The 23821-nt window shown below is 35.7% G+C and carries 15 protein-coding genes; 12 read left to right on the top strand and 3 right to left on the bottom strand.

What is annotated here, in order from left to right:
• The first annotated feature begins 97 nt into the window (after window positions 1-97).
• Genes BB050_RS20515 through BB050_RS20505 form a run of 3 tightly spaced genes read left to right on the top strand, consistent with a single transcriptional unit; the run spans window position 98 to window position 2743 of the window.
• Window positions 98-826, top strand: a complete 729-nt coding sequence (locus BB050_RS20515) for a CPBP family intramembrane glutamic endopeptidase (RefSeq protein WP_066034927.1) — start codon at window positions 98-100, stop codon at window positions 824-826.
• A gap of 49 nt (window positions 827-875) precedes the next feature.
• A complete protein-coding gene (locus tag BB050_RS20510; RefSeq protein WP_066034926.1) occupies window positions 876-2036 on the top strand; it encodes a sensor histidine kinase in 1161 nt (386 codons plus the stop codon).
• Window positions 2036-2743, top strand: coding sequence for a LytR/AlgR family response regulator transcription factor (locus tag BB050_RS20505; protein WP_066034925.1), 708 nt, complete (start codon window positions 2036-2038; stop codon window positions 2741-2743). Before BB050_RS20510 ends, BB050_RS20505 begins: the two co-directional genes overlap by 1 nt.
• Window positions 2744-2905: 162 nt before the next feature.
• Here the strand turns inward: BB050_RS20505 and BB050_RS20500 are convergent, their stop codons facing one another.
• Window positions 2906-6835 (bottom strand): hybrid sensor histidine kinase/response regulator transcription factor, encoded by a 3930-nt coding sequence (locus BB050_RS20500; protein ID WP_066034924.1) that lies wholly within the window; start codon window positions 6833-6835, stop codon window positions 2906-2908.
• 393 nt (window positions 6836-7228) lie between these two features.
• Between BB050_RS20500 and BB050_RS20495 the strand changes: the two genes are divergently transcribed.
• The 9 genes from BB050_RS20495 to BB050_RS20455 all read left to right on the top strand — a co-directional run bounded on the left by BB050_RS20495 (window position 7229) and on the right by BB050_RS20455 (window position 20753).
• Window positions 7229-10243 (top strand): SusC/RagA family TonB-linked outer membrane protein, encoded by a 3015-nt coding sequence (locus tag BB050_RS20495; RefSeq protein ID WP_236940383.1) that lies wholly within the window; start codon window positions 7229-7231, stop codon window positions 10241-10243.
• Between the two features lie 16 nt (window positions 10244-10259).
• Window positions 10260-11783, top strand: coding sequence for a RagB/SusD family nutrient uptake outer membrane protein (locus tag BB050_RS20490; RefSeq protein ID WP_066035245.1), 1524 nt, complete (start codon window positions 10260-10262; stop codon window positions 11781-11783).
• Window positions 11784-12065: 282 nt separating this feature from the next.
• Window positions 12066-13241 carry a cellulase family glycosylhydrolase gene (locus BB050_RS20485; RefSeq protein ID WP_066035244.1) on the top strand — a complete coding sequence of 392 codons (1176 nt, stop codon included), beginning with the start codon at window positions 12066-12068 and terminating at the stop codon, window positions 13239-13241.
• Window positions 13242-13583: 342 nt separating this feature from the next.
• The gene (locus tag BB050_RS20480; protein WP_066034922.1) at window positions 13584-14624 is read left to right on the top strand and encodes a glycoside hydrolase family 43 protein; all 1041 of its coding nucleotides are present in this window, start codon (window positions 13584-13586) and stop codon (window positions 14622-14624) included.
• A 212-nt stretch (window positions 14625-14836) separates the two neighbouring features.
• Window positions 14837-16645, top strand: a complete 1809-nt coding sequence (locus BB050_RS20475; RefSeq protein ID WP_066034921.1) for a glycoside hydrolase family 2 protein — start codon at window positions 14837-14839, stop codon at window positions 16643-16645.
• A 108-nt stretch (window positions 16646-16753) separates the two neighbouring features.
• Window positions 16754-17776 carry a glycoside hydrolase family 43 protein gene (locus BB050_RS20470; RefSeq protein ID WP_066034920.1) on the top strand — a complete coding sequence of 341 codons (1023 nt, stop codon included), beginning with the start codon at window positions 16754-16756 and terminating at the stop codon, window positions 17774-17776.
• A gap of 50 nt (window positions 17777-17826) precedes the next feature.
• Complete coding sequence (locus BB050_RS20465) at window positions 17827-19005, top strand: aldose epimerase family protein (protein ID WP_066034919.1); 1179 nt, start codon at window positions 17827-17829, stop codon at window positions 19003-19005.
• Window positions 19006-19198: 193 nt separating this feature from the next.
• Complete coding sequence (locus BB050_RS20460) at window positions 19199-20179, top strand: glycoside hydrolase family 43 protein (protein ID WP_066034918.1); 981 nt, start codon at window positions 19199-19201, stop codon at window positions 20177-20179.
• Between the two features lie 160 nt (window positions 20180-20339).
• Complete coding sequence (locus BB050_RS20455; protein WP_008463349.1) at window positions 20340-20753, top strand: 3-hydroxyacyl-ACP dehydratase FabZ family protein; 414 nt, start codon at window positions 20340-20342, stop codon at window positions 20751-20753.
• 204 nt (window positions 20754-20957) lie between these two features.
• On the opposite strand, the gene BB050_RS20450 is transcribed toward BB050_RS20455, so the two are convergent.
• Together BB050_RS20450 and BB050_RS20445 are read right to left on the bottom strand one after the other, a co-directional pair.
• Window positions 20958-22886 carry an OmpA family protein gene (locus BB050_RS20450; protein ID WP_066034917.1) on the bottom strand — a complete coding sequence of 643 codons (1929 nt, stop codon included), beginning with the start codon at window positions 22884-22886 and terminating at the stop codon, window positions 20958-20960.
• A gap of 12 nt (window positions 22887-22898) precedes the next feature.
• Window positions 22899-23810: a PorP/SprF family type IX secretion system membrane protein gene (locus BB050_RS20445; RefSeq protein ID WP_472342903.1), complete on the bottom strand. Its 912-nt coding sequence runs from the start codon at window positions 23808-23810 to the stop codon at window positions 22899-22901.
• Window positions 23811-23821: the final 11 nt, after the last annotated feature.

Genomic DNA, 23821 nt, shown 5'->3' with positions numbered 1-23821 from the left:
TTTCACCGAGCAGATTGTGTGTTCTACCGATTGCAATTTTAAATGATATACTCTAGATATACTTTTGATTCAAATTAAAACCTTAAAAATCAAAATTATGTCACTATTTACGCCTCTTCTTTGGATTTTGTTAATCGCTCCGATTATTGTTATTGCATGCTTTAAATCGGAAAAACCAAACTTAAAATATTTAGCATTTTTTATTTTATATTTTCTAGCCGATGTTTTTTTACAGGCTTCAGGAAAACAATTGATTGATCTTGATTTAAAATTTAATTGGGCTGGAAAAATCTTGAGTCTAGTTTTAGGATTGATGATTATCTTTTCGGTTTCAAAAGAAGAAAAAATCAAAATCGGATTCACTTCTAAAACCAATTCGCTAGCAAGCTTGAAATTCGGATTATTGGTTTTCTTCGGGTTTACGGTATTTGATATTATTTTCAAACTGATTTTATTTCCAAAAGGCAATCCTTTCGATTTAGAAACTTTTCTTTTTCAAGCTACAATGCCAGGATTAACAGAAGAAACACTTTTTAGAGGAATCTCTTTATGGCTTTTAGACAAAGCTTTTGCGCCAACATGGAATTATCGCGGAATTAAATTTGGTTGGGCATTTGTTATTGTAACGGTTTTGTTTGGAGTTTCTCACGGAGCAGTTTTGGATCAGGATTTGCATTTGAAATTTGATATTATTACAATGGTCTATTTAACATTCATCTCTTCTTTGAGTGTTGGAATTTTAAGACAGTTTTCTGGAAATCTTATTTATTCTATTCTAGGGCATAACACGATTAATTTGATCAATGCAGTAATTAGAATTTTATAAAACCTGCCAAATTAAAGTTATATTTGAAACTGCTTTACAACTGAATTACATGCCAAAAAACACATCGACTTCGGGATATTTTTTAGATAGAATCGCTTCGCTGAATTTTGATCACTTTTTCACCAAAAGAAATCGAGTTTTACTGCACGCTTTCATGTGGTTAGGTTTTTCTATTTTGCTTTTTTTGAGCTATGTAATTGGCTATAAATTAGTCTATTTTGATGCTGTTTTACTAACCATAAGAATGGCATTGGTCAATATGATTGTGTTTTATATGCTGTTTTACCTTTTGTTGCCAAAGGTATTTTCAGGAAGCAAAACCAGAATTGTAATACTGATAATATTGGTTTTTCCAATTTCAATATTTGTTTGGATGGCGGCAACGTATTTTATTTCACTTTTTTATTATGCTTTAGATATTGAAGTTACTTTTGGAGAACTGAAAGGCGTCATTAAAATGAGTGCAAACCAAACTTTTCTGGAAGCAGTTTCTCCAAAAAGAATGCTTTCGCAAACCATAATTATTATCTCATTGCTTTCGCCTTTTTGCTTTGCTAAAATATTGGTCGAAATCACGAAATTATACAACAAGAAATTTCAAATAGAAAGAGAGAAAACGGCTTTGGAAATTCAGAATATTCAAATTGAGAAAGACTTTCTGAAAGCACAGCTGAATCCGCATTTTTTATTCAATACCTTAAATAATCTGTACGGATTAACGGTTAGAAAAGACAATCTGGCTCCAGAAGTCATCTTGAACCTTTCAGATATTATGAGTTACACGCTCTACGAATCGAACACTGAAATTGTCCGTTTGGAAAAAGAATTGGATTTCATTAAAAACTATATCGCTTTAGAGAAAATGCGATATGCTGATGAAACGGATATTCAAGTTGTTATTGAAGGACAAACCTCTGGACTTTTTGTTGCGCCGCTTCTGACATTTACTTTTATAGAAAATGCTTTTAAATATGGTTTAAAAAGCCAAAATGCCTTTATAAAACTAAATATAAAGATTGAAAACAATACTTTTTGGTTTAGTTTAGAAAACGATTTGGAAGAAATGGCAAAAGATTCTGACTTTGGCGGAATAGGAGTGGAGAATGCTCGTAAACGCTTAGAATTGCTATATCCAGACCAATACGAATTAGAAATTAAAAGACTTGAAAACTCGTTTAGAGTCGATTTAAAAATAGTTTTAAGAAAATAATGGAAAAGTTGAAATGCATTGTTGTTGACGACGAACCAATTGCAAGAGATATTATCGAATCTTTTATTGCCGAAATTCCGTTTCTGGAACTTAAAGGTTCGTTTGCAGAAGCTTCAAAAGCACTATTGTTTCTGCAGGAAAATGAAATAGATATTGTTTTCAGCGACATCGAAATGCCTAAGTTTAATGGTTTAGAATTGGCGCAATCGCTTACCAACGCTCCAGTTATTATTTTTATAACGGCGCACCGCAATTTTGCTATCGAAGGTTTTGAAACTGGAGCAGCCGATTATCTCTTGAAACCCGTTCGTTTTGATCGTTTTCTGAAAGCCGTAAATCGCGCCAAAGAATATCTTTCGCTAAAGAAAACAACTTCAGTTCATCAGATCAATTCCGATCGAATTTTTATTAAATCGGAAGGAAAGCTGATTAAGATTCTTTTGAGTGAAATTTTGTATGTGGAAGCTCAAGACGATTATCTGAAATTCGTTATCAACGGCGGATCGTACACGACTTTAGGAACTTTAAAGTCAATGGAAGAAGTGCTGAAATTACCCATTTTCTTTCGCGTGCAACGTTCTTTTATTCTAAATCTCGAAGCGGTGAGAAGTCTTAACGGAAATGTTGTAGAATTGATTGATGGGAAAAATATTTCTGTTGCTTTGAATAAGAAGGAGGAATTGTATTCACTTTTAGGAATTAGATAAGTTTTTTAAACGCAAAGCTCGCGAAGTATTTCTAAGCTAATACATTTTATTTTAAGTTCACAAAGTTTTTCAAGTTCAGCCTTTGTGAACTTAAAATGAAATGCAATAACTAAACTTTGCGTTTCTTTGCGAAAATCCTTTGCGGACTTTGCGGTTAAATAATCAACGATTTTTCTGGATATAATCCGTTGGTGACATATTAAAATGCTTCTGGAAATTTCGACCAAAGCTCGTTTGTGATTTATAACCTACCATTTCTGCGATTTCATACATTTTATAGTTTTCATTCAGCAATAATTCCGCAGCTCTTTTTAATCGCACGATATTGATTAATTCGTTCGGACTCAGATTGGTAATATCTTTAATTTTTCGATATAAAGTCGAACGGCTCATGTTCATGATTTCCGCAAGCGATTCTACGCTTAAATCTTGATCGGTGATGTTTTTAAGAATTTCGTCGTCAAGTTTTTTCAAGAATTTTTCGTCTGTTTTGTTATGCGCAATGCTTTTAATGTGTGAAAGGGGAGAACTCGCATAATAATTCATAATCTGTCTGCGGTTTTCAATCAAATTATTGGCCTGCACTTTCAGATAATCCATAGAAAAAGGTTTTGCGACATAAGCGTCTGCACCCACTTCAAGTCCGTCGATTTGAGATTTTAGCGAGTTTTTTGCGGTCAATAGAATCACTGGAATATGACTCGTTTCCAGATTCGTTTTAATCTTTTTGCACATTGTAAATCCGTCCATAATTGGCATGGTTACATCTGAAATGACTAATTGAATGTTTTCATTATGAATGATTTTGATGCCTTCTTCGCCATTTTGGGCTTTTAAAACAGTGTAAGTCCCCGCCAATTCGGTAGTGATAAAATTCAACAGATCTTCATTATCTTCAACAACCAAAACTTGTGCTTTTTCGTTTTTGATTTCAATTGGTTCTTTTGGCGTTTCATTTTCCGTTTGTTCTTTTTCAGAATCGGCATACAGCATAAATTCTTCTTCTTGATGTAGCGGAACGGTCAATTCGAAAATATTGAATTGAGAATCTTCAATCAATTCCAAACTTCCGTTATGCAATTGCGCAAGAGAATGTGCTAATGAAAGTCCGATACCTGTTCCTGAAGCCGTACTGCTGTCGTCAACCCTAAAAAACGGCTCGAAAATTTTATTTTTTAAATGAATTGGAATCACATTTCCGTCATTTTTTACAATCAAATGCAGTTTCTTTTCATCTCTGAACAATGAAATAGAGACTTTTTTGTTCGAATACTTAATCGCATTATTAATCAAATTGCTCAAAATCTTTTTGAAAGCTTCTTTATCAACAAAAGCGTGAATGTCTTTTTCTCCTAATTCCAAATCAAATTCAAGTTCACGTTCTTCAATTAATTGGCTAAATCTCAAATGGAAATTTCGAACCATCGACGAAATATTCGCTTCGACGAAAGTCAATTTCAAACCGCCAATTTCAGATTTTCTAAAATCCAGCAATTCATTTACGAGTTTTAATAAGCGCGAAGTGTTTTTCTTCATAATCGAAAGATGTTGAGGCACTTCTTCCGATTCGTACTTCATGCCTAAAAGCTTTTCCAGCGGACCTTTTATTAAAGTTAGAGGAGTTCTGATTTCGTGTGCTACATTCGTAAAAAAGTCAATTTTTGCCTGATAGATTTCTTTTTCTTTTTCGTCGTTTAGATGCTTGATTTTGCGGTTATTCTTAATCTGAGTCAGATTTTGAGAATAACGAATAATGTAATAAAAACCAGCGCAAATCAATGCGAAATACAGCAAATAGGCATAAATGCTCGCGTACCACGGCGGAAGAATTCGGATTTTCAGTTTTACTTCTTTGCTCCAAACGCCAAAACTGTTCAGTGATTTTACTTTAAAAACATAATCGCCAGGCGAGAGTTCGGTAAAGAAGACTTTGTTGTTTCTTCCTAAATAAACCCAGTCATTGTTTACGTTTTCGAGCTGAAACCAATATTCGGTCAATTCTGGCGCGGTATAATTTAAAGATGCAAATTCAAGATTAAAAGAAGACTGGCTGTTGTTTAATTCCAATTCGTCGAGAAAAGAAATAGACTGTTCAATAGGTGAGTCAGGACTGTTTACCTCAATATCTTTATTATTAATCTGAAGATTGGTAATATAAATAAAAGGCGTGTATTTGTTTTTGCTGAAATGCTTCGGATTAAAGCTGATCATTCCGTTGAGGTTTCCAAAATACATATCGCCGTTCGTATCTTTAAAAGCCGAATTGTAATTGAACTGATCGCTCAATAATCCGTTTGCGGTGGTAAAAATCTTGATGCTTTTATGATCTGGACCAAATTTTACCAAACCTTTAGAAGTGGTCAGCCAAAGATTTTTAGAATCATCTTCCAAAATAGAATAGAAAACATTGCTCGGCATTCCGTTTTTGGTTGTGAATTTGGTAAAAGTATGGTTTTGTCTGTTTACGAGATTCAGTCCATTTTCGGTTGCAATCCATAGGTTTTTTGATGTATCTTCAAAAATGGCATTTATCGTATTATTGCTAATGCCTTTCGGATTTTTATAATCATACGTAAAAACCTCTTTTTTCTTTGTTTTTGGATTATAAAACAACAATCCATCGCGATAACTTCCAGCCCAAAGATTTCCCTCGCTGTCTTCTTTCATATTCGTATAGTGATACGTTTCTGGAAAGAATTTCAAGATTTCAAAATTATCAGCCTGTTCATTATAGCGATAAAGTCCCGATGTTGTTACCACAATCAGGTCTCCGTTTTTCATTTCATAAAAAGAAAAAATAAAATTGCTGTGCAATCCGCTTCGGCCATCGTTTGCGCTGTAATGCTTAAGAATTACGCCTGAATTTCTATCTAAAACATCCAAACCATGTTCAAAAGTTCCCACCCAGATTTTGTCTTTTCGAGGCATTAAAGCATGAATGTTATAATAGGAAACGTTATAAGAAGTAAACTTCTGCGTTTTCGGATTAAAACGATTTACGCCTGCATCTTCTGTTCCGATCCATAAATCGCCGTGATCGTCTTTATGAATTTCTCTTACGGCGCTTCCGCTAATGGAGTTCTGATTGTTCTGAGGAAAATACTTTTTAAACTGCGTATATTGTTTCTGGTGGTAATTGACACCGCCAAAATACGTTCCAATCCAGATTCCGTTTTCCTTGTCAATGGTAATCGAGTACGCCGCATTATCTGAAATCGCATACGGATCGTTATAGTTTTTCTTCAGATTTACAGCCGTTTTAGTTTTTAGATTATAAACATAAACGCCTGATTCGCTTGCAATCCAAAGTTCGTCATTTCCTTTTTTTCTGAACTGGCGCACAAAAACAGGCTCTTTGATGCCGAATTTTAGTTCGCTTGTCGTTTTGTCTTTTCTATTATATAGGAGTACGCCGTGATCTTGTGTTCCAATTACAATATTCTGCTGGTCTACGGCATAAATAACGGTGATTCTAAAATTGGCTTTATTTGCTGGCGGATTTAACGGAATATTTTCAAAAGAAAGGTTTTCTTCAGAGTAATGATAGATTTTATTGAGAGAAGAAGCCCAGATTTCACCCTTATAATCTTTCGTAATCGAAGTGGTAATGAAGTATTTGTTTGGATTGAAAGTGGTTGTTTGCTGCTTTTTTGGTGCATATTTATACAAAATGTTGCCAGAAACAAACCAAATGTTGTCTTTTTGATCGTGATTGATGTCGTTGATACGATCATTTATGGCTTCGTTCAAAATCGTAAATCGATCCAATTTTTTATCATAATGATACAAACCTTTATCAGTACCAACCCAAATTGTGCCATTGTGTTCGTGTAAAGATTGAATATAATTGCTTCCTAAACTATGAACAGGATCCCCGCTGCTTCTATAGGTTTTAAAACGATAACCGTCAAAACGATTCAAACCATCTTTGGTTCCAAACCACATAAAACCGTCATTATCTTGTATTGAGGTCAAAACTGTGTTGTTTGAAAGTCCTTCTTCTACTTGATAATGTTTAAAATAATAGTCTTGCGCATTCGAAAAATTTATCGAAAAAAAGCTGAAATATAAAAAAAGAAAGAATTTACGCATAGTTGTATTTTTTAGGCTAAAATCTAGATTTCTGCAAATCGTCTCAATATTCTACAAAATGTTGCAGCTGAATGAAAATGGGCTGTTTTTAATACAATTTGAATCATTTGAGAGAGATATTGACACAAATGAAGCATTTTATTTTGAATAAAAAGCGCCTACTTTGAATTTTCAAATAAATGATATTGATAAAATTTTAAGGTTAAAAATACACTATCAATAAAATAAAGTTTGAAAAATCCAACCATTAATAATTTTGAAACAAAATGAACAATTTATTACAACTAAAGAATATTAGTTATTTTTTTGCCCGTATACCAGACGGCTAAAAAGCGCCATATTCATTCAACCAAACCACAAAAAGAAATAAAACTATCTAAAATGCAAAAATCAATGAAAACAAAGTTCACTCACTTTTTAACGAAGAGATATTACCTCTTAGTTTTCTTTAGTTTATTACTGCAGTCCGCTTTTGCCCAGCAAATAAATGTTACGGGAAAAGTGACTACCGCAGACGGACAAGCGGTTCCTTTTGCGAATGTTTTGATAAAAGGAACACAGAATGGTGCTGTTACCGATTTTGACGGAAGCTTTAAAATTTCGGCTATCGGAAATCAGACTCTAGTTTTTAGTTCGCAAGGCTATAAAACAGTAGAAATTGCCATCAATAACAAAACTTCTATAAATGTTACCATGGCAGAAGATGCCATGAAACTCGATGAGATAGTGGTTGTAGGTTACGGATCGCAACAGAAAAAAGATCTAACGGGAGCTGTTGCATTAGTGAAACCTGACGAAATTCAGAAAAGACAGGTAACTACAGTTGCAGACGGACTGCAAGGCTTGGTTACCGGAGTTAAAGTTCGCGGTGGCGGACGCCCGGGACAAGAAGCCAATGTTGAAATTCGTGGTCTTAAAAATCTTCAAAACACCAATCCATTATATGTAATTGACGGTTTAGTAACTTCTGCCAACAGAGACTTTAACCCAAATGATATTGAATCGATTCAGGTTTTAAAAGATGCTTCTGCAGCAGCAATTTATGGTTCTAGAGCTGCAAATGGTGTCATTATTATTACCACTAAAAAAGGAAAAAAAGGACCATTACAGGTTGAAGTTTCAGCAAAAAGCAGTTTTCAAATCATGCCTCGTTATGATTTGATGGGAACTGAGGAATTTGCCAAATACAACAATATGGCTTATGACAATGCTGGACTTCCGAGACAAAACTTGAATATGGCTGTAAATACAGATTGGCAGGATGCAACTTTTCAAACAGGAATGATTCAGGATTATAACGCTAGTTTTTCTGGAGGAAATGAGAATTCGAGTTTCTTTATGTCTGGAAATTACTTTGGAAATGAAGGAACAGTAATCGGAACCGATTTTGACAGAATTTCATTTCGTGTCAATTCAAGCGGTACAAAAGGAATTTTTAGCATTGGAGAAAACTTAGCAATCAGTAATGCTAAAACAGATGAAATGTCTGGAAATCCAATTATTGATGTGTATAGAATGACACCGACAATTCCGCTTTACGATCCATCAAATCCGGGTGGATATGGTTACGGAAAACAAGGAGTTGCGGATACTTTTGGCACAAACCCTTTGGCATTGGCTGATTTTTCTAATGTAACCAATCAAAATTTTAGAATTAGAGGAAACATTTGGTCAGAGTTAAAATTTGTGCCTTGGCTGAAATACCGTTTCAATTTTGGATATGAAACAAGTTTTGATTCGTATAAATACATGAGAAAAAAAGGAAGCTGGACATTAAACCAGCCTCAAGATCCTTCTCAAACCGATCAAAATAAAGGAAGATCAGAAACCTTGTTGTTTGAAAATACACTGACTTTCAAAAAAGAATTTGGAAAGCACGACATTACGCTTTTAGTAGGTCAGACATATCAAAAAGACAACTACGATCAGATTTACGGAACAAAAAGAAATCTTCCGATGAATTCTGGAACTGGACAATATTATGAAGTATTAAATCAAGGAGATTCGCCAGTTGTGGGAGGTTTCATTAACGAAGCGGCTTTAACGTCGTATTTAGGAAGGTTAGAATACAACTATGATAATCGCTATTTATTTAATTCGGTAATCAGACGCGATGGTTCTTCTAGATTTAGCGATGGCAATAAATGGGGCAATTTCCCTTCTCTTTCTGCAGGATGGAGAATTAGCAACGAATCTTTCTTTAAATCAGAATTCATTAAAGATTTAAAAGTAAGAGCAAGTTATGGTGAATTAGGTTCTGGAAATATCAGAGAATATGAATCTAAAAGCTTCGTTAATAATTTCGGACAAGTCGTATTAGGCAAAGACCAAACTTTGTATCCTTCTGCAACTCAAGTAAAACTATCAAACTCTCAACTACGTTGGGAAAAACTAAAACAAACCAACATCGGATTAGATTTGGGAGTTTTAAATAACGATTTGCGCTTAACAGCAGATTATTTCATTGCTCGTACAGAAGACGTGTTATTTGGTTTCCCAATTTTACTGACTACTGGAAACGACGGTGGAAATCCGATTTCTAATGCTGCAACTGTAGAAAATAAAGGTTTTGAGTTGGAATTGGCGTACAGCAAAAAAATCAATGATTTCTCTTTTAATGCTTCTGTAAACTTCACAAAAGTGAATAACAAGTTGGTTTCTTTAGGTAACGGACAAAACGAAAACATTATTGGAAACACCATGACTAGAAGCGGAAGTCCAGTAGGGATGTGGTATGTGCTGCAAACAGACGGATTATTCCAAAATCAGCAGGAAATTGACAATTACAAAAATGCTGACGGAAAAGTAATTATGCCAAACGCGGTTCCTGGAGATATTCGTTTTAAAGACAATAATGGAGACGGACAAATTACAAATGAAGATAAGGCGATTGTGGGAAGTCCATGGCCAGAATTTGAAATGGGTTTAAATGCTGGAGCTGAATATAAAAACTTTGATTTTTCTATGAACTGGATTGCTTCAAACGGAGCTACTGTTTACAACGGATTCAGAAGTGTTGTTGACCGTTTCGATGATAATAGTAACTACAGAAAAGGCATTCAGCCTTGGACGCCAGAAAATCCAAATACTGATTTTCCTAGAGTTACAAAAGGTTCGACTTTGAACTCAAGAGGAGACAGTGACCGTTTCTTAGAAAGCGGCAATTTCATCAGACTAAAATATATTGGATTTGGATATAATTTGCCAAGCAGTGTTTTAGAAAAATCAGGAATTACAAGAGCAAGATTAACTTTATCTGCACAAAATATTTTGACTATCACGAAATACAAAGGTTTAGATCCTGAGTTTAGCAATACGGGCGATAACAGAATTTTCGAAAGAGGTGTTGATAATGGTTCTTTCCCGAATCTTAAGACATATTCTTTTGGTGTTGAATTTAGCTTTTAATTTAAAAAATAGCGTAATGAAAAAAATAATCATACTAACAGCAGCTTTTTTAGGTCTTGTTTTTACCGCTTGTGAAAACGAATTGGATCTAAACAGCCCGAATGATATTACAGTTGACCAATATTGGAAAACTGAAAGTGATGCACAAGCCGGTGTAAACTCTATTTATGCCATGTTTTATAAAGACGGATTGTGGGCAAGATGGATTTATTTCCGTCTGGATTTAACTTCTGATGAAGGGTATAGCGTAAGTCCGTGGACGGAATTAGCAGATTGGACGAGATTCAATTATATCAATTATAATTTTTGGGAAGGAAATGCCGTAACGTGGAGAGATACTTACAAAGCTATCTTTAGATGTAATCAGGTTTTGGCGAATGTTCCGAATATTACTTTTCAAAATGAAGATGATAAAAAGAAAATTATAGCTCAGGCAAAATTCTTTAGAGCCTTGCATTACTACTATGCAGCTGTAATTTGGGAAGATGTTCCGTTGGTTTTAGATCCGTCTACGCCAGCAGATTTGCCAAAACAAGTAAAAGTAGACGAAATCTGGGCTCAAGTTGAAAAAGATTTAAATGAAGCCTTTGAGGATTTGCCAAGAGATTGGTCAGCAGACCAGTTAGGAAGACCAGACAAAGGTGCTGCTAAAGCTTTTCTAGCAAAAGTTTATATGCAACAGCACAAATGGCCAGAAGCAAAAACGGCTTTAGAATTTTTAATTTCTGGAGCAGGAGCGAAGTACAGTTTGGTGTCTAACTACCGAGATAATTTTACAGATACAAATGAAAATAATGCTGAATCTGTTTTTGAAATCCAATTTGGAGATCAAAGAAAAGGCGGAACCGGTGAGGATCAAAACGCTGCAGTTTCTAGTAATCGTTCTCAGTTCTTCGCACCAAGAGGAATTGGATGGTCTGACGGACAAGCGCGCATTTGGTTAGTTGATGCTTTTAAACAAGAAAACAATAAAGACGGAAAATTGGATGAAAGGTTGAGATGGACTTTATTTTATCCTCAATTATTAGCTGATTTCGGAGACAAAACATACGGAAGAAACTGGGAGTGGAACAACAATGAAGCTTGGTTCAGAAAAGGAAGCCGTGATTATTATAGAAATAATGAGGATTACTACAACCAAGTAAACTACAGATTGGTTCGTTATGCGGATATTTTATTGCGCTACGCGGAAGTTTTAAACGAATTGGGAAACACTGCTCAAGCGTACCAATATGTTGATTTGGTAAGAACTCGCGCCAACATGAATGCATTGGCGACAGCACATCCTGAAATTGGAAACGATCATGACAAATTCCTAGAGCGTTTGAAAATGGAAAGAGTTTTAGAATTATGTGGCGAAAGTGTTCGTTGGGAAGATTTAAAACGTTGGGGAGACTTAAATACTCAAGCTTCTGTTGATAAAATTGCCCTTCGTGATCCAGATTTTAAAAACTTCACGGTTGGTAAAAATCACAGAATGCCAATTCCGCAAAGCGATGTAGACAATAATCCAAATCTAGAGCAGAACTCTGGATATTAACGATATACATTGGGTGAAATTGAACAGAATTTAATCTTAACACATAGAAACATAGTCCTTAGGAATCTATTAAAGACGTTTCACTTAGAATAATACACATAGTTCTATGTGTGAAAGCTTGCTTTTTCTATAGCCTTAAGCAGAACAATAAAAATCTATGCTTCTATGTGTTAAAAATAATTTCACCCAATGTGTTAAAAACTGATTTTTTTTGAGGGAATCAGAAGAATTAAGCTGATTCCCTTTCATAAAGAACGATTGTTCAAAAAAAATAAAATTGAAATGAAGAAAGTAAAATTGTGTCTGACATTTATGTTAGCAGGACTCGTATTGCTTAGCTGCAACAATAAAAAAAGTAATCCTGAAGAAAATAAAAGCGAAACCGCCTCAATAGAAAAAAGAGAAATCTGGACAAAAGATCAGGCCAATATATGGTATGCAGAACAGCCTTGGTTGGTTGGGGCAAATTATTCTCCTAGCACAGCTATAAATCAGTTAGAGATGTGGCAGGAAGATACTTTTGATCCAAAGAGAATTGATCAAGAATTGGGTTGGGCAGAAAATTTAGGCATGAATGTAATGCGTGTGTACCTGCACGATTTATTGCATCAGCAAGATTCAGAAGGACTTTACAAACGTATGGATCAGTTTCTTGAAATTGCTGATAAACACCACATCAAAACCCTTTTTGTTTTATTCGATTCTTGTTGGGATCCGTTTCCTGCTTTAGGAAAACAGCGTGCGCCAAAACCGCATACGCATAATTCAGGTTGGGTTCAGGCTCCAGGACAAAAGGCGCTTCAGGATAAAACACAATATCCGCGTTTAGAGAAATACGTAAAAGAAACAGTTTCTCATTTTAAAGATGATAAACGAATTTTAGGTTGGGATGTTTGGAACGAACCAGACAACATGACTGGGCCATCTTACGAGAAAGTTGAAATCAAAAACAAAGTCGATTTGATTTTACCGCTTTTAAAAGATGTTTTTGTGTGGGCAAGAGAGAGCAATCCTTCTCAGCCATTGACTTCTGGAGTTTGGGTTGGAGACTGGAGCGACGAAGCGAAAATGAAGCCAATGCACAAAATGCAGATTGAACAATCTGATATTGTTTCTTTCCACAATTACAATACGCCTCAAGATTTCGAAAAAGTAATTAAACAATTACAGCGTTACGGAAAGCCATTAATCTGCACAGAATATATGGCAAGACCAAACGGAAGCACTTTCGAGGGGTTTCTTCCAATAGCCAGAAAATACAATGTAGGAATGATCAACTGGGGATTTGTAGACGGAAAAACACAAACCAAATACGCTTGGGACAGTTGGACAAAAACATACACTGCCGAACCAAAACTTTGGTTTCATGAAGTATTGCACACAGACGGAACACCTTACATCAAAGCTGAAACAGATTTGATTAAAAAGATGACATCTGAGGCAAATAAAAAGAATTAGACAATGTGTCAATTTGATAATTAGATAATTGCTTTTGGCCATATATTTCACAGATTAAATGATTTTTTTCAAACATAGCCCAAGGTTTCAACCTTGGAGACACGACGTTCGTAAATTCATTGCGCATCCAAGTTTGAAACCTTGGGCTATGTTTTATGTTGCAGAAGAAAAAAATCCTTTTTAATCCTTTTAATCTGTGGCAGTAAAAAAATAATCAGTGAAAATTTGTGGAATTTGTGGTTTTAGAAAAAAAATCATTTTAATCTGTGAAATCTGTGGAAAAAAAAATTAGCGAAAATTAGTGGAATTCGTGGCGAAAAAACTTTTAAACCTTTTAGCAACATGAAAAAAAACACAATAAAAAAACTTCTTTTAATAATGGCAATTGCGATCGGATTTTCCGCGAAAGCGCAACAACCAGATCCACCGGGACAAGTAAAAGGAAATGAAAAACCAAAAAACGAAGCTTATCTTTTTGCGCATATGACGCATAACGATTACGGCAGATTATACTACTCAGTTAGTTTGGACGGACTTCATTGGGAAAATCTGAATAACGGAAAACGAGTTTTTGAAGAGTATAAAGGTCATCCCGACATCTGCAAAGGTCCTGATGGAAAATATTATATCGCTGGAAATACTGGCGACGATGCAAAAGCAATCAATATCTGGGTTTCGGATGATTTGATTACTTGGAAAAAACATTCCGATTATACGCCAGATTTAAAAAGCACGCCAGATTATTCAAACGCTTTACAGCGAATTGGTGCGCCAAAATTATATTATGACGAACCTTCTCAAAAATTCATCATGACTTGGCATACGCCACATTTGGAAGGAACAAAAGAAGACGGAGAGCGCTATTGGGCAAGTCAGCGAACATTGTACGTTTTGTCTAAAGATTTAAAAACATTTGAAGGAACACCAAACCGTTTATTCGATTGGGATATGGGAACGATTGATGTTTTTATTCGTAAAGTCGGCGATTCCTATTACGCCGTGATTAAAGACGAAACGTATCCAACTTTGTATTGGACAACCGGAAAAACCATCCGAATTGCCAAATCAAAATCCCTTTTAGGACCTTATTCTTTGCCCCAGCAATCTATCAGTCCAAACTTCAGAGAAGCGCCAATGCTGATTCCTTCTCCCGATGACAAAATATGGTACATGTATTACGAACAATATCCAGGTGTTTCGTACGGATTATCAATTGCTGATAACTTAAACGGACCTTGGTTTCAAGCCTCTGGCTATACTTTTTTCTCCGATTGGGACAAATACAGTCTCCCAGAAAAAGTGCGCCACGGATGCATGATTACAATCTCTAAAAAAGAATACGACAGTTTGGTGAAGAAATTTGGACTTACGAAGAAGTTATAAGTTATGAGTTATGAGTTATGAGTTATGAGTTTGGCTCATTACTTATCAAGTGAATAAATATTACTCTGAAGTTAATTTATTAATTCATAACTCAAAAAAATGGTTAGTTAAGTTAGTTTAGTAATTATCGGGCTTATGTGGAGATGAGCCCGGTAGTTCATTTTGATTCAGAAGAAAATCATGGCATTCGTTGAATGTCTAAAATATAGAACATGAAAAGAAAAAGTATCCTTTTTTTAGCCTTATTATCCATGTTTGCTGTAAATGCGCAATGGAAACCGCAAGGAGATAAAATAAAGACAAAATGGGCAGAGCAGGTCGATCCGAAGAAAACTTTACCCGAATATCCCCGTCCGATTATGGAGCGTGGCCAATGGAAAAATCTGAATGGTTTGTGGAATTATAGCATTCAGGAATTTGGAAAAGCCGCTCCTTCAAAATATGATGGGCAAATTTTGGTTCCGTTTGCGGCCGAATCCAGTCTGTCTGGAGTGATGAAAGAAGTTGGTGCTAAAAATGAACTTTGGTACGAAACCCAATTTTCGATTGAATCGGACTGGAATGGAAAAAATATCCTTTTGCATTTTGGTGCTGTCGATTGGAAAACAGAAGTTTTTGTGAACGACGTAAAAGTCGGTTCGCATACGGGAGGTTATGCGCCATTTTCGTTTGACATTACGCCATTCATTCAAAAAGGAAAAAATCAGAAACTGGTTGTAAAAGTTTGGGATCCGTCAAACGATGGGCCTCAGCCAAGAGGAAAACAAGTTAAAAATCCAGAAGGAATTTGGTACACGCCAGTTACCGGAATCTGGCAGACGGTTTGGATTGAGCCTGTAAATGCTAAAAACATTGTAGCATTAAAAACAACTCCAAATATTGATCAAAATGCAATAAGCATAAAAGCTGAGGTAAATGGAGCAGAAAAAGGAGATGTAGTAGAAATTTCTGTTTTCGACAACGGAAAAGAAATCGCTAAAGAAAAAGCGGTTGTGGGCGAAAGCAACGATATTGTTTTGAATAATCCGAAATTATGGTCGCCTGAAAGCCCGTTTTTATATCAGACTAAAATTCGCTTAATCAGCAAAAACAAAGTAGTTGATGAGGTGAAAAGCTATTTTGGGATGCGTAAGATTTCATCTAAACGCGATGAAAACGGAATCATGAGAATGCAACTGAACAACAAAGATTATTTCCAATTCGGACCATTAGACCAAGGCTGGTGGCCAGACGGATTGTATACTGCGCCAACCGATGAGGCTTTAAAATATGATATTGTTAAAACTAAAGAATTAGGTTTTAATATGATTCGTAAACATGTTAAAGTAGAGCCGGAGCGTTGGTACACACATTGTGATCAGTTAGGAATTTTGGTTTGGCAGGATATGCCAAGCGGAGACGATCAGCCAGTTTGGCAAAATAGAAAGTATTTTGAAGGAACAGAATTACAGCGTTCGGCAAAATCGGAAGAAATCTATAGAAAAGAGTGGAGAGAGATTATGGATCATTTGTATTCGTATCCAAGTATTGTGGTTTGGGTTCCGTTTAACGAAGCTTGGGGACAATTTAAAACCGTTGAAATTACCGAATGGACAAAAAATCATGATTCAACGCGTCTGATTAATTCTGCTAGCGGTGGAAATCACTTTCAAACAGGAGATATTTTGGATTTGCATAATTATCCAGGTCCAGATATGTATTTGTACGATGCAAGAAGAGTTACAGTGCTTGGAGAATACGGCGGAATCGGACTTCCGTTAGAAGGACATCTTTGGAGGGCAAATGACAACTGGGGTTACATTAAATTTAAAAATGCGAGTGAAGTTACCGCCGAATACATAAAGTACGCCGAAATGCTTCGAAAATACGTAAAAACGGGATTCTCAGCTGCGGTCTACACTCAAACAACCGATGTTGAAGGCGAAGTGAACGGTTTTATGACCTACGACAGAAAAGTGGACAAAATGGATTTTAAAGCGGTAAATAAGATTAATACGGAGGTTATCAATGCTTTGAATTAGAGTTAAATTTATTTCTCCCGCAGATTTTGCAGATTACGCTGATAAAAAAAATCTCCAAAATCTGCGAAATCTGCGAGAGAAAATTCAAAGACTAACAAAAAACTAAAAATGAAAAAATATCTAATCCTTCTGCTTCTTACCACAATAAGTTTTGCACAGCAGAAAACATTTACTAATCCAATTCTTCCATCGGGAGCAGATCCTTACAGCACGTATTACAAAGGCTATTATTACTACACGAACACACTTGGAAACAAATTGGTTTTATGGAAAACAAAAGACCTTTCAGATATTAAAAATGCAGAAAGCAAAGTCATTTGGACACCGCCAAAAAACACCAATTATTCTGCAGAAATCTGGGCGCCTGAGTTTCATATCATAAATGGAAAATGGTACTGCTATTTCGCTGCAGATAATGGCGATAACAACAATCACAGGATGTATGTTTTGGAAAATAAATCTTCAGATCCGTTTAAAGGGAAATTCGAGTTTAAAGGCAAAATCGCTGCACAAACCGATAAATGGGCCATCGACGGAAATATTTTCGAATATAAAAAACAGCTATACATGATTTGGGCAGGTTGGGCAGGAGACAAAAACGGTCAGCAGAACATTTACATTGCCAAAATGAAAAATCCGCTTGAAATTGATGGAGACCGTGTTATGATTTCTGCGCCAACAAACGATTGGGAAACGCACGGAGCTTTGCACGATGAGGTAAATCCTCCACAGGTCAATGTAAACGAAGGGCCACAGTTTTTAGAAAAAAACGGCAAAATTTTTATTGTTTTTTCCGCTAGCGGATGCTGGACTGATTTCTATGCCTTAGGATTGCTGACTTTCAATGGCGGAGATAATTTGTTGGACGCTTCCGCTTGGAAAAAATCCCTAGAACCCATTTTCAAACAATCAGAAAAGAATAAAGTTTATGCGCCTGGGCATAATTCATTCTTTAAATCTCCTGACGGCAAAGAAGATTGGATTTTATATCACGCGAATTCCAATCCGGGTGAGGGTTGTGGCAATAAAAGATCGCCAAGAATGCAGAAAATTGATTGGGATGCCAATGGATTTCCAGTTTTAGGCGAGCCAGTTAGTGAAGGAGTGCCATTGGCTATTCCGTCAAAATAAAAAAATAATCGGAGGATGAGATTGCTTCGTTCCTCGCAATGACATAAAAAATGAAAAATATTCAAATTGCTGCAGTTTTGTTGCTTGTGCTTTTTCAATTGAATTGTAAAGACAGCAAAAAAGAAAATACAATTTCAAAAGATAAGTCTGAAATAGCTTCAGATTCTATAAAAACGGTTTTAGAAACTAAAAATTTTGACACTATCATTGATGGTAAAAAAGTCAGTTTGTATTGGATCGAGAATAAAGATATAAAAGCTGCTTTTACCAATTATGGCGGGCGATTGATAGGTTTGTGGGTTAAAGATAAAAACGGAAAATCGACCGATGTCGTGGTCGGAATGAATAGCATAAAAGGCTATAAAAACTCAACAGAACCTTACTTTGGCGCTACAATTGGAAGAGTTGGCAACAGAGTTGCATTAGGCAAGTTTACGCTTGAAGGAAAGCAATATCAGATTCCGTTAAACAATGGGAAAAATGCTTTACACGGTGGTGTAAAAGGGTTTCAAGATGTTGTTTGGAATGCTGAAAAGACAAATGAAAAGACTTTGGTCTTTACCTATGTTTCGCCAGATGGAGAACAAGGTTTTCCAGGGAATCTAAATGTAAAAGTAACTTATTCTATTACAGATGATAATGCAGTTAGAATGGAATATGAAGCAACTACAGATAAAACTACAATTGTAAACCTAACTAATCACACTTTTTTTAATTTGAATGGGGAAGGAAGCGGTACGATTTTAAATCACGAATTGCAGATTTACGGAGATAAATTTACACCAGTTGACGAAGGCTTGATTCCGACTGGAGAATTAAAATCAGTGAAAAATACGCCGTTTGATTTTACGTCAAAGCATACAATTGGTGAAAGAATCGAAAATAAAGATGAACAGCTGAAATTTGGAAAAGGATATGACCACAATTATGTGTTGAATGATGAAAAAAGAAATGGTTTTATTCATGCGGCAACGATAAAAGGAGATGTTTCAGGTATTGCTTTAGATATTTATACAAAAGAGCCTGGACTACAATTTTATAGCGGAAACTTTATGCAGAGCAAAAACACCTTTAAATCAGGCGCTAAAGATGATTTTAGGACTGCTTTTGCTTTAGAAACACAGCATTTTCCAGATGCCCCAAATCAGCCAAAATTCCCTCAAATAACATTAAAAGCAGGAGAGAAGTATCATACCGTTTCTTTATATCAATTTTCGGCTAGAAAATAATAAGTTTTGAGTTGAAAATTAGGAGTTGGAAAACATTATGGGAAAGACCTTTTTCTTGAAAATAAAAATGAGTTTTTTGAAGTGAAATGGCGGATTTTTAACAAAATTTGTATCATAGAGTTTTTCTATAGTAATTGTTTAACTATTTGATTTTTACTTTTTAAATGTAATTAATTAAATAAAAAGTTTAATAATGAAAATAAAAAAATATTTTAGCCTATTAAGTCTGTTTTGTGTCTTTATTTGCTGTTCTCAAGAAAAAGAAACGGCTAAAAAATCGGCTTCAAAAGCCAAACCAATCTTACTCGCAGATCCAACTATTTTTTATGAAAATGGAGTGTATTATCTGTACGGAACAACCACGGGAGATTTTCCTAACGGAGAAGGTTTTCAAGTGTACACTTCTTCCGATTTAAAAAAATGGAATGGTCCATCTGGAGCACAAAATGGTTTAGCTTTAAAAAAAGGAGATGCTTACGGAACCAAAGGTTTTTGGGCGCCACAGGTTTTCAAACACAACAATAAGTTTTACATGATTTATACTGCCGATGAAAATATTGCTATGGCAATCAGCGATAGTCCGCTTGGACCATTTAAGAACGATTCTAAGGCTTCAATGTTTAATTCGGGTCATCAGATCGATCCTTTCTTTTTTGTTGATCAGAATGGCAAAAAATACCTTTATCACGTGCGTTTGACTAACGGTAACCGAATTTTTGTAGCAGAACTGAAAGATGATTTGTCCGCAATTAAAGAAGAAACGCTTAAAGAATGTATTTCTGGCGTTCTTCCTTGGGAAAATACGCAGAATGTTTCTTGGCCAGTTACAGAAGGGCCAACGGTCTTAAAACATAATGATTTGTATTATCTGATCTATTCTGCCAACGATTTTAGAAATCCCGATTATGCAGTAGGCTATGCAACTGCTAAAAGTCCACTTGGACCTTGGGAAAAAGCGACAGATAGCCCAATCATTAGTAAAAAAGATGTTGGAATTAATGGAGTTGGCCACGGCGACGTTTTCTATGATAAAAACGGAAAAATGAAATATGTGCTGCATTCCCACTTCAGTAATAGCGGTGTTTCGCCAAGAAAAGCGGCAATTATTGATATTGATTTTGAAGGAACTAAAATCAAAGCAAATGCTAAAAGTTTTGTTTTACTGCAAGAATAAAAGCTTTGTGATTTTAGAGTTGATAACGTGAAAAGAGATGCTTCGGTGTCTCTTTTTTTTGTTTTTTTTGAAGTAAAAGCGGCGAAGTAATTAAGAGAGATATAATTTAAAACGTTGCTTATTTCGCTTCAGATTCGTACATTGTTCCAAAATACAAATCATGACTAAAAAAATAGAAGACTTAATTCCGCATCGTGCTCCATTTCTTTTTGTTGATGAAATTATTTCTTATACAACAGACACAATCATTGGTTTAAAGACGTTTACAGAAAAAGATGCCTGGCTTCAAGGCAGTTTTACGGACTTTAATTTTGTTCCTGGAACGATTTTAATTGAGGCGATGGCGCAGTGTGGAGGTGCAGGGATAAAGCTTTTAGGAATCGCAGATGGCGTTTTTGGATTGGTAAGTTTGGATAATGTTGAGTTTTTTGGAGGTGTTGAGTTTAATAAACTCGTTAAATTTGTGGTAAAAAACATTCGTACGAGCGAAAAAATCATAAAACAATCGGGCGAAGCTTTTGATGAAGATAAATTGATTATGAAAGGCGAGTGGATGTGTGTGAAACTGCAGTAATTAAGAATAAAGAAGCAAGAATAAAGAAGCAAGAATAAAGAAGCAAGAATAAAGAAGCAAGAATAAAGAAGCAAGAATAAAGAATAAAGAATAAAGAGAAAAGAAGTGAGAAGCAAGAAGCAAGAGAAAAAGACTTGATGCTTGCTAGAATAAAGATATTAGAAAAAAGAAGCGTCCTGAGAGTATTTCTTGGGACGCTTTTTTTTACATTTTTGTTATGATGAATTCGCTTCGGCGATTGACTTGATGCTGTGCTTCTGTACACGGAACTCCATTTGAACAATTATTGAGCAGCTGGGTTTCTCCGTAGCCAATTGCGCTTTCAATTCTTTCGGGAGCTACTCCTTGAGAAATAAGGTAATCTCTTGTGGCTTTTGCTCTTCGGTCAGAGAGTTCCAGATTGTATTGGTCGTTGGCGCGCGAGTCGGTATGAGATTCGATTTTGATTACAACCGCGTTATACTGATACATTAATAGAACTACTTTATTTAATTCTATTGCAGCATCATAGCGAATGTCTGATTTGTCTAAGTCAAAGTATATGATTCCGATTTTTATTTTTAAAAGACCATTTTCTCGAACAATTAGGGCAGGATCTAAACCGACTAAAGCTTCGGTTTTTCCTGAACTGTTTGCCGTTACAATTGCTTTAGTATTGTTGTTGTAATTCTCTTTTGAGACTTCGATAGTATACGACGTATTGCAATTTACATTGTTGTTAAAATCGTATTTTCCGTCGAGTTGAGAAACGGTTTCAGCCACTTTTATTCCGTTGGCATTTTTTAGCGTGACCATTGCACCAGCGATTCTGTTGTTTGAAATGGCATCGAAAACATAACCGCCTATTGCCTGATTGCACGATCTTTCAAAAGAATAAATATCATCATCGCCTTTTCCTGTTTTTCTGTTAGAACATACAAAACCTTTATTGGTTGATTCGTTAACGATATAGCCGAAATCGTCTCTATTGCTGTTTAATGGCGCTCCGAGATTGGCTGGAGCATCAAAAACGCCATCATTTATTCGACTTTCGAATACATCTAAACCTCCTAAGCCCAAAAATCCATCAGAAGAAAAATATAGCGCCTGATCGGTAATATATGGGAACATTTCTCGTCCTGTTGTATTTATTTTTTCTCCTAAATTCTTTGGCTGAGAGAATTGATTGTTGCCCAAAATATCCACTACAAAAATATCTGTTGAGCCAATCGTTCCTGGCATATCTGAAACAAAATAGAGTTTTTTGCCATCTTTGCTTACCGACGGATGTCCAACAGAATAGTCGTCACTATTAAAAGGCAGCTCCTGAATATCTTTCCAAGAAACTGTGCCATTGCTATTTTCTGATGCCGTAGCAGAAAAGATTTTGAGATTATTGATGCCTTTGCTGTCACGCTTTAGTTTTCCGTTGTAATTATTTCGGGTGAAATAAATCGTTTTTTCATCAGGAGAAAAAGCGATGCAGGCTTCGTGATATTTTGTAGTGATATCTTTTCCGAAACGTTCTTTAAAAGTAACATTCGACTGCGTTTCGCTGATTTTTCCTAATTGCATATTAAGAAAAGGTTGATCATTCCATCCATATTTTTCAGTTTTATAATACGAGGAGTCAATTGTGGTAGAGTAAACCAAATCTCCTTTATAGAACATCGGACCAAAATCAGAATAAGCAGAATTAATGTCTAGGTTTTCAAGTATAAAAGAAGGCTTTATATTTTCAATGTCTTCTAGAGTCACATTTTTAAGCGAAAAGTTCTTAGCTCTTGGATCTGTTGATTTTTGCTTTTCAGCAAAGGCTTTCATCCATTTTTTTGCCAATTCGTAATTTTGAATCCCTTGTAAGGACTGCGCATAACGAAATAGATATTCGGCTGAAACTTCGTTAGGATAGTCTGCAATTAGTTTTCCGTACCATTTTGATGCGCTTGACATTTTGGTATTAAAATAATAAGCATCTCCAAGCCGCTGAAGTATTTCTTTAGAAGCATCTCCGTTATTAATGGAAAGCTCATACGATTTTGCCGCTTCAACGTAATACATTTTATCAAAAAGTGCGTCGGCAGCCTTGTTTTTGGTTTGTGAATAAATCAGCTGTATAACCAATAATGCGAGTATAGTAATTGTTCTTTTCATAGACTATCCGTATTAAAAGAATCTTGGTGATTTTAATCCTTTTTTGCGCGAAACCAGTTCAAAACGAAGCATGATTTCGTGTGTGCCACTATTGTAATTCTGCAGAGCCGTTGTGGTGTAATCATAGGCATATCCAGCCATAATCATTGGCGTAATCTGGATTCCGACCAAACCGCTGACAGAGTCTGAAGTCCGATAAGAAGCTCCGAGCGTTATTGCATTGTTGAACATGAAATTTGCTGAGAAATCGGCAATAATTGGTGCGCCAGCAACGTATTTTACCAAGACGGCTGGTTTGAATTTTGTATGTGCCGAAAGATCAAAAACAATACCTCCAATAAGATATACGTGTATTCTCTGATTGACTAGATCATCGCTGATATCATCGTAGGTATAGCGTTCACGTGTCATGAAATTCGGAATCGAAAGCCCGATATAATCTCTTTCTCCATGCCAGTATAGTCCAGCACCTACAACAGGCAAAAATTTGTTGGTAATGTTTTCTCGAAATTGGGAATCAGGGTCTTTGTGGCTTCCTTTAGACCAGTCAATATTAATAACACGCCCGCCGCCTTTTAATCCGAATGAGAGCTTATGTGTTTCGCCAGATTTAATGGTATATGAGAAATTGGCATCTAAATATTGTTCTTCTGTTGGTCCGATTTCTTCATTTATAATTGAGATTCCAAGACCGACATTTTTTCCGACTGGTGTGTCCAATGAAAAACTTTGAGTATCTGGAGCACCTTCAATACCAACCCACTGCGTTCTTAAAAGACCAGTTATGGTTAAATGTCCAAGAGATCCGGCATAAGCTGAGTTTACGGTCATTGTATTATACATATATTGCGTGTATTGCGGGTCCTGTTGTGCAAAGGCTCCATATACCGAGAATAGAGTAATTATCGCGAAAACCTTTTTCATATTTTTAATCA

This window comes from Flavobacterium anhuiense, assembly GCF_001705175.1.
GTDB lineage: Bacteria > Bacteroidota > Bacteroidia > Flavobacteriales > Flavobacteriaceae > Flavobacterium > Flavobacterium anhuiense.
The sequence above is the reverse complement of the archived record's forward strand: the minus strand, read 5'-3'. Positions and strand labels throughout refer to the sequence as shown.

Coding starts and splice junctions, on each gene's coding strand:
- BB050_RS20515 (WP_066034927.1), top strand. CDS start 98: ATGTCACTATTTACGCCTCTTCTTTGGATTTTGTTAATCGCTCCGATT.
- BB050_RS20510 (WP_066034926.1), top strand. CDS start 876: ATGCCAAAAAACACATCGACTTCGGGATATTTTTTAGATAGAATCGCT.
- BB050_RS20505 (WP_066034925.1), top strand. CDS start 2,036: ATGGAAAAGTTGAAATGCATTGTTGTTGACGACGAACCAATTGCAAGA.
- BB050_RS20500 (WP_066034924.1), bottom strand. CDS start 6,835: ATGCGTAAATTCTTTCTTTTTTTATATTTCAGCTTTTTTTCGATAAAT.
- BB050_RS20495 (WP_236940383.1), top strand. CDS start 7,229: ATGAAAACAAAGTTCACTCACTTTTTAACGAAGAGATATTACCTCTTA.
- BB050_RS20490 (WP_066035245.1), top strand. CDS start 10,260: ATGAAAAAAATAATCATACTAACAGCAGCTTTTTTAGGTCTTGTTTTT.
- BB050_RS20485 (WP_066035244.1), top strand. CDS start 12,066: ATGAAGAAAGTAAAATTGTGTCTGACATTTATGTTAGCAGGACTCGTA.
- BB050_RS20480 (WP_066034922.1), top strand. CDS start 13,584: ATGAAAAAAAACACAATAAAAAAACTTCTTTTAATAATGGCAATTGCG.
- BB050_RS20475 (WP_066034921.1), top strand. CDS start 14,837: ATGAAAAGAAAAAGTATCCTTTTTTTAGCCTTATTATCCATGTTTGCT.
- BB050_RS20470 (WP_066034920.1), top strand. CDS start 16,754: ATGAAAAAATATCTAATCCTTCTGCTTCTTACCACAATAAGTTTTGCA.
- BB050_RS20465 (WP_066034919.1), top strand. CDS start 17,827: ATGAAAAATATTCAAATTGCTGCAGTTTTGTTGCTTGTGCTTTTTCAA.
- BB050_RS20460 (WP_066034918.1), top strand. CDS start 19,199: ATGAAAATAAAAAAATATTTTAGCCTATTAAGTCTGTTTTGTGTCTTT.
- BB050_RS20455 (WP_008463349.1), top strand. CDS start 20,340: ATGACTAAAAAAATAGAAGACTTAATTCCGCATCGTGCTCCATTTCTT.
- BB050_RS20450 (WP_066034917.1), bottom strand. CDS start 22,886: ATGAAAAGAACAATTACTATACTCGCATTATTGGTTATACAGCTGATT.
- BB050_RS20445 (WP_472342903.1), bottom strand. CDS start 23,810: ATGAAAAAGGTTTTCGCGATAATTACTCTATTCTCGGTATATGGAGCC.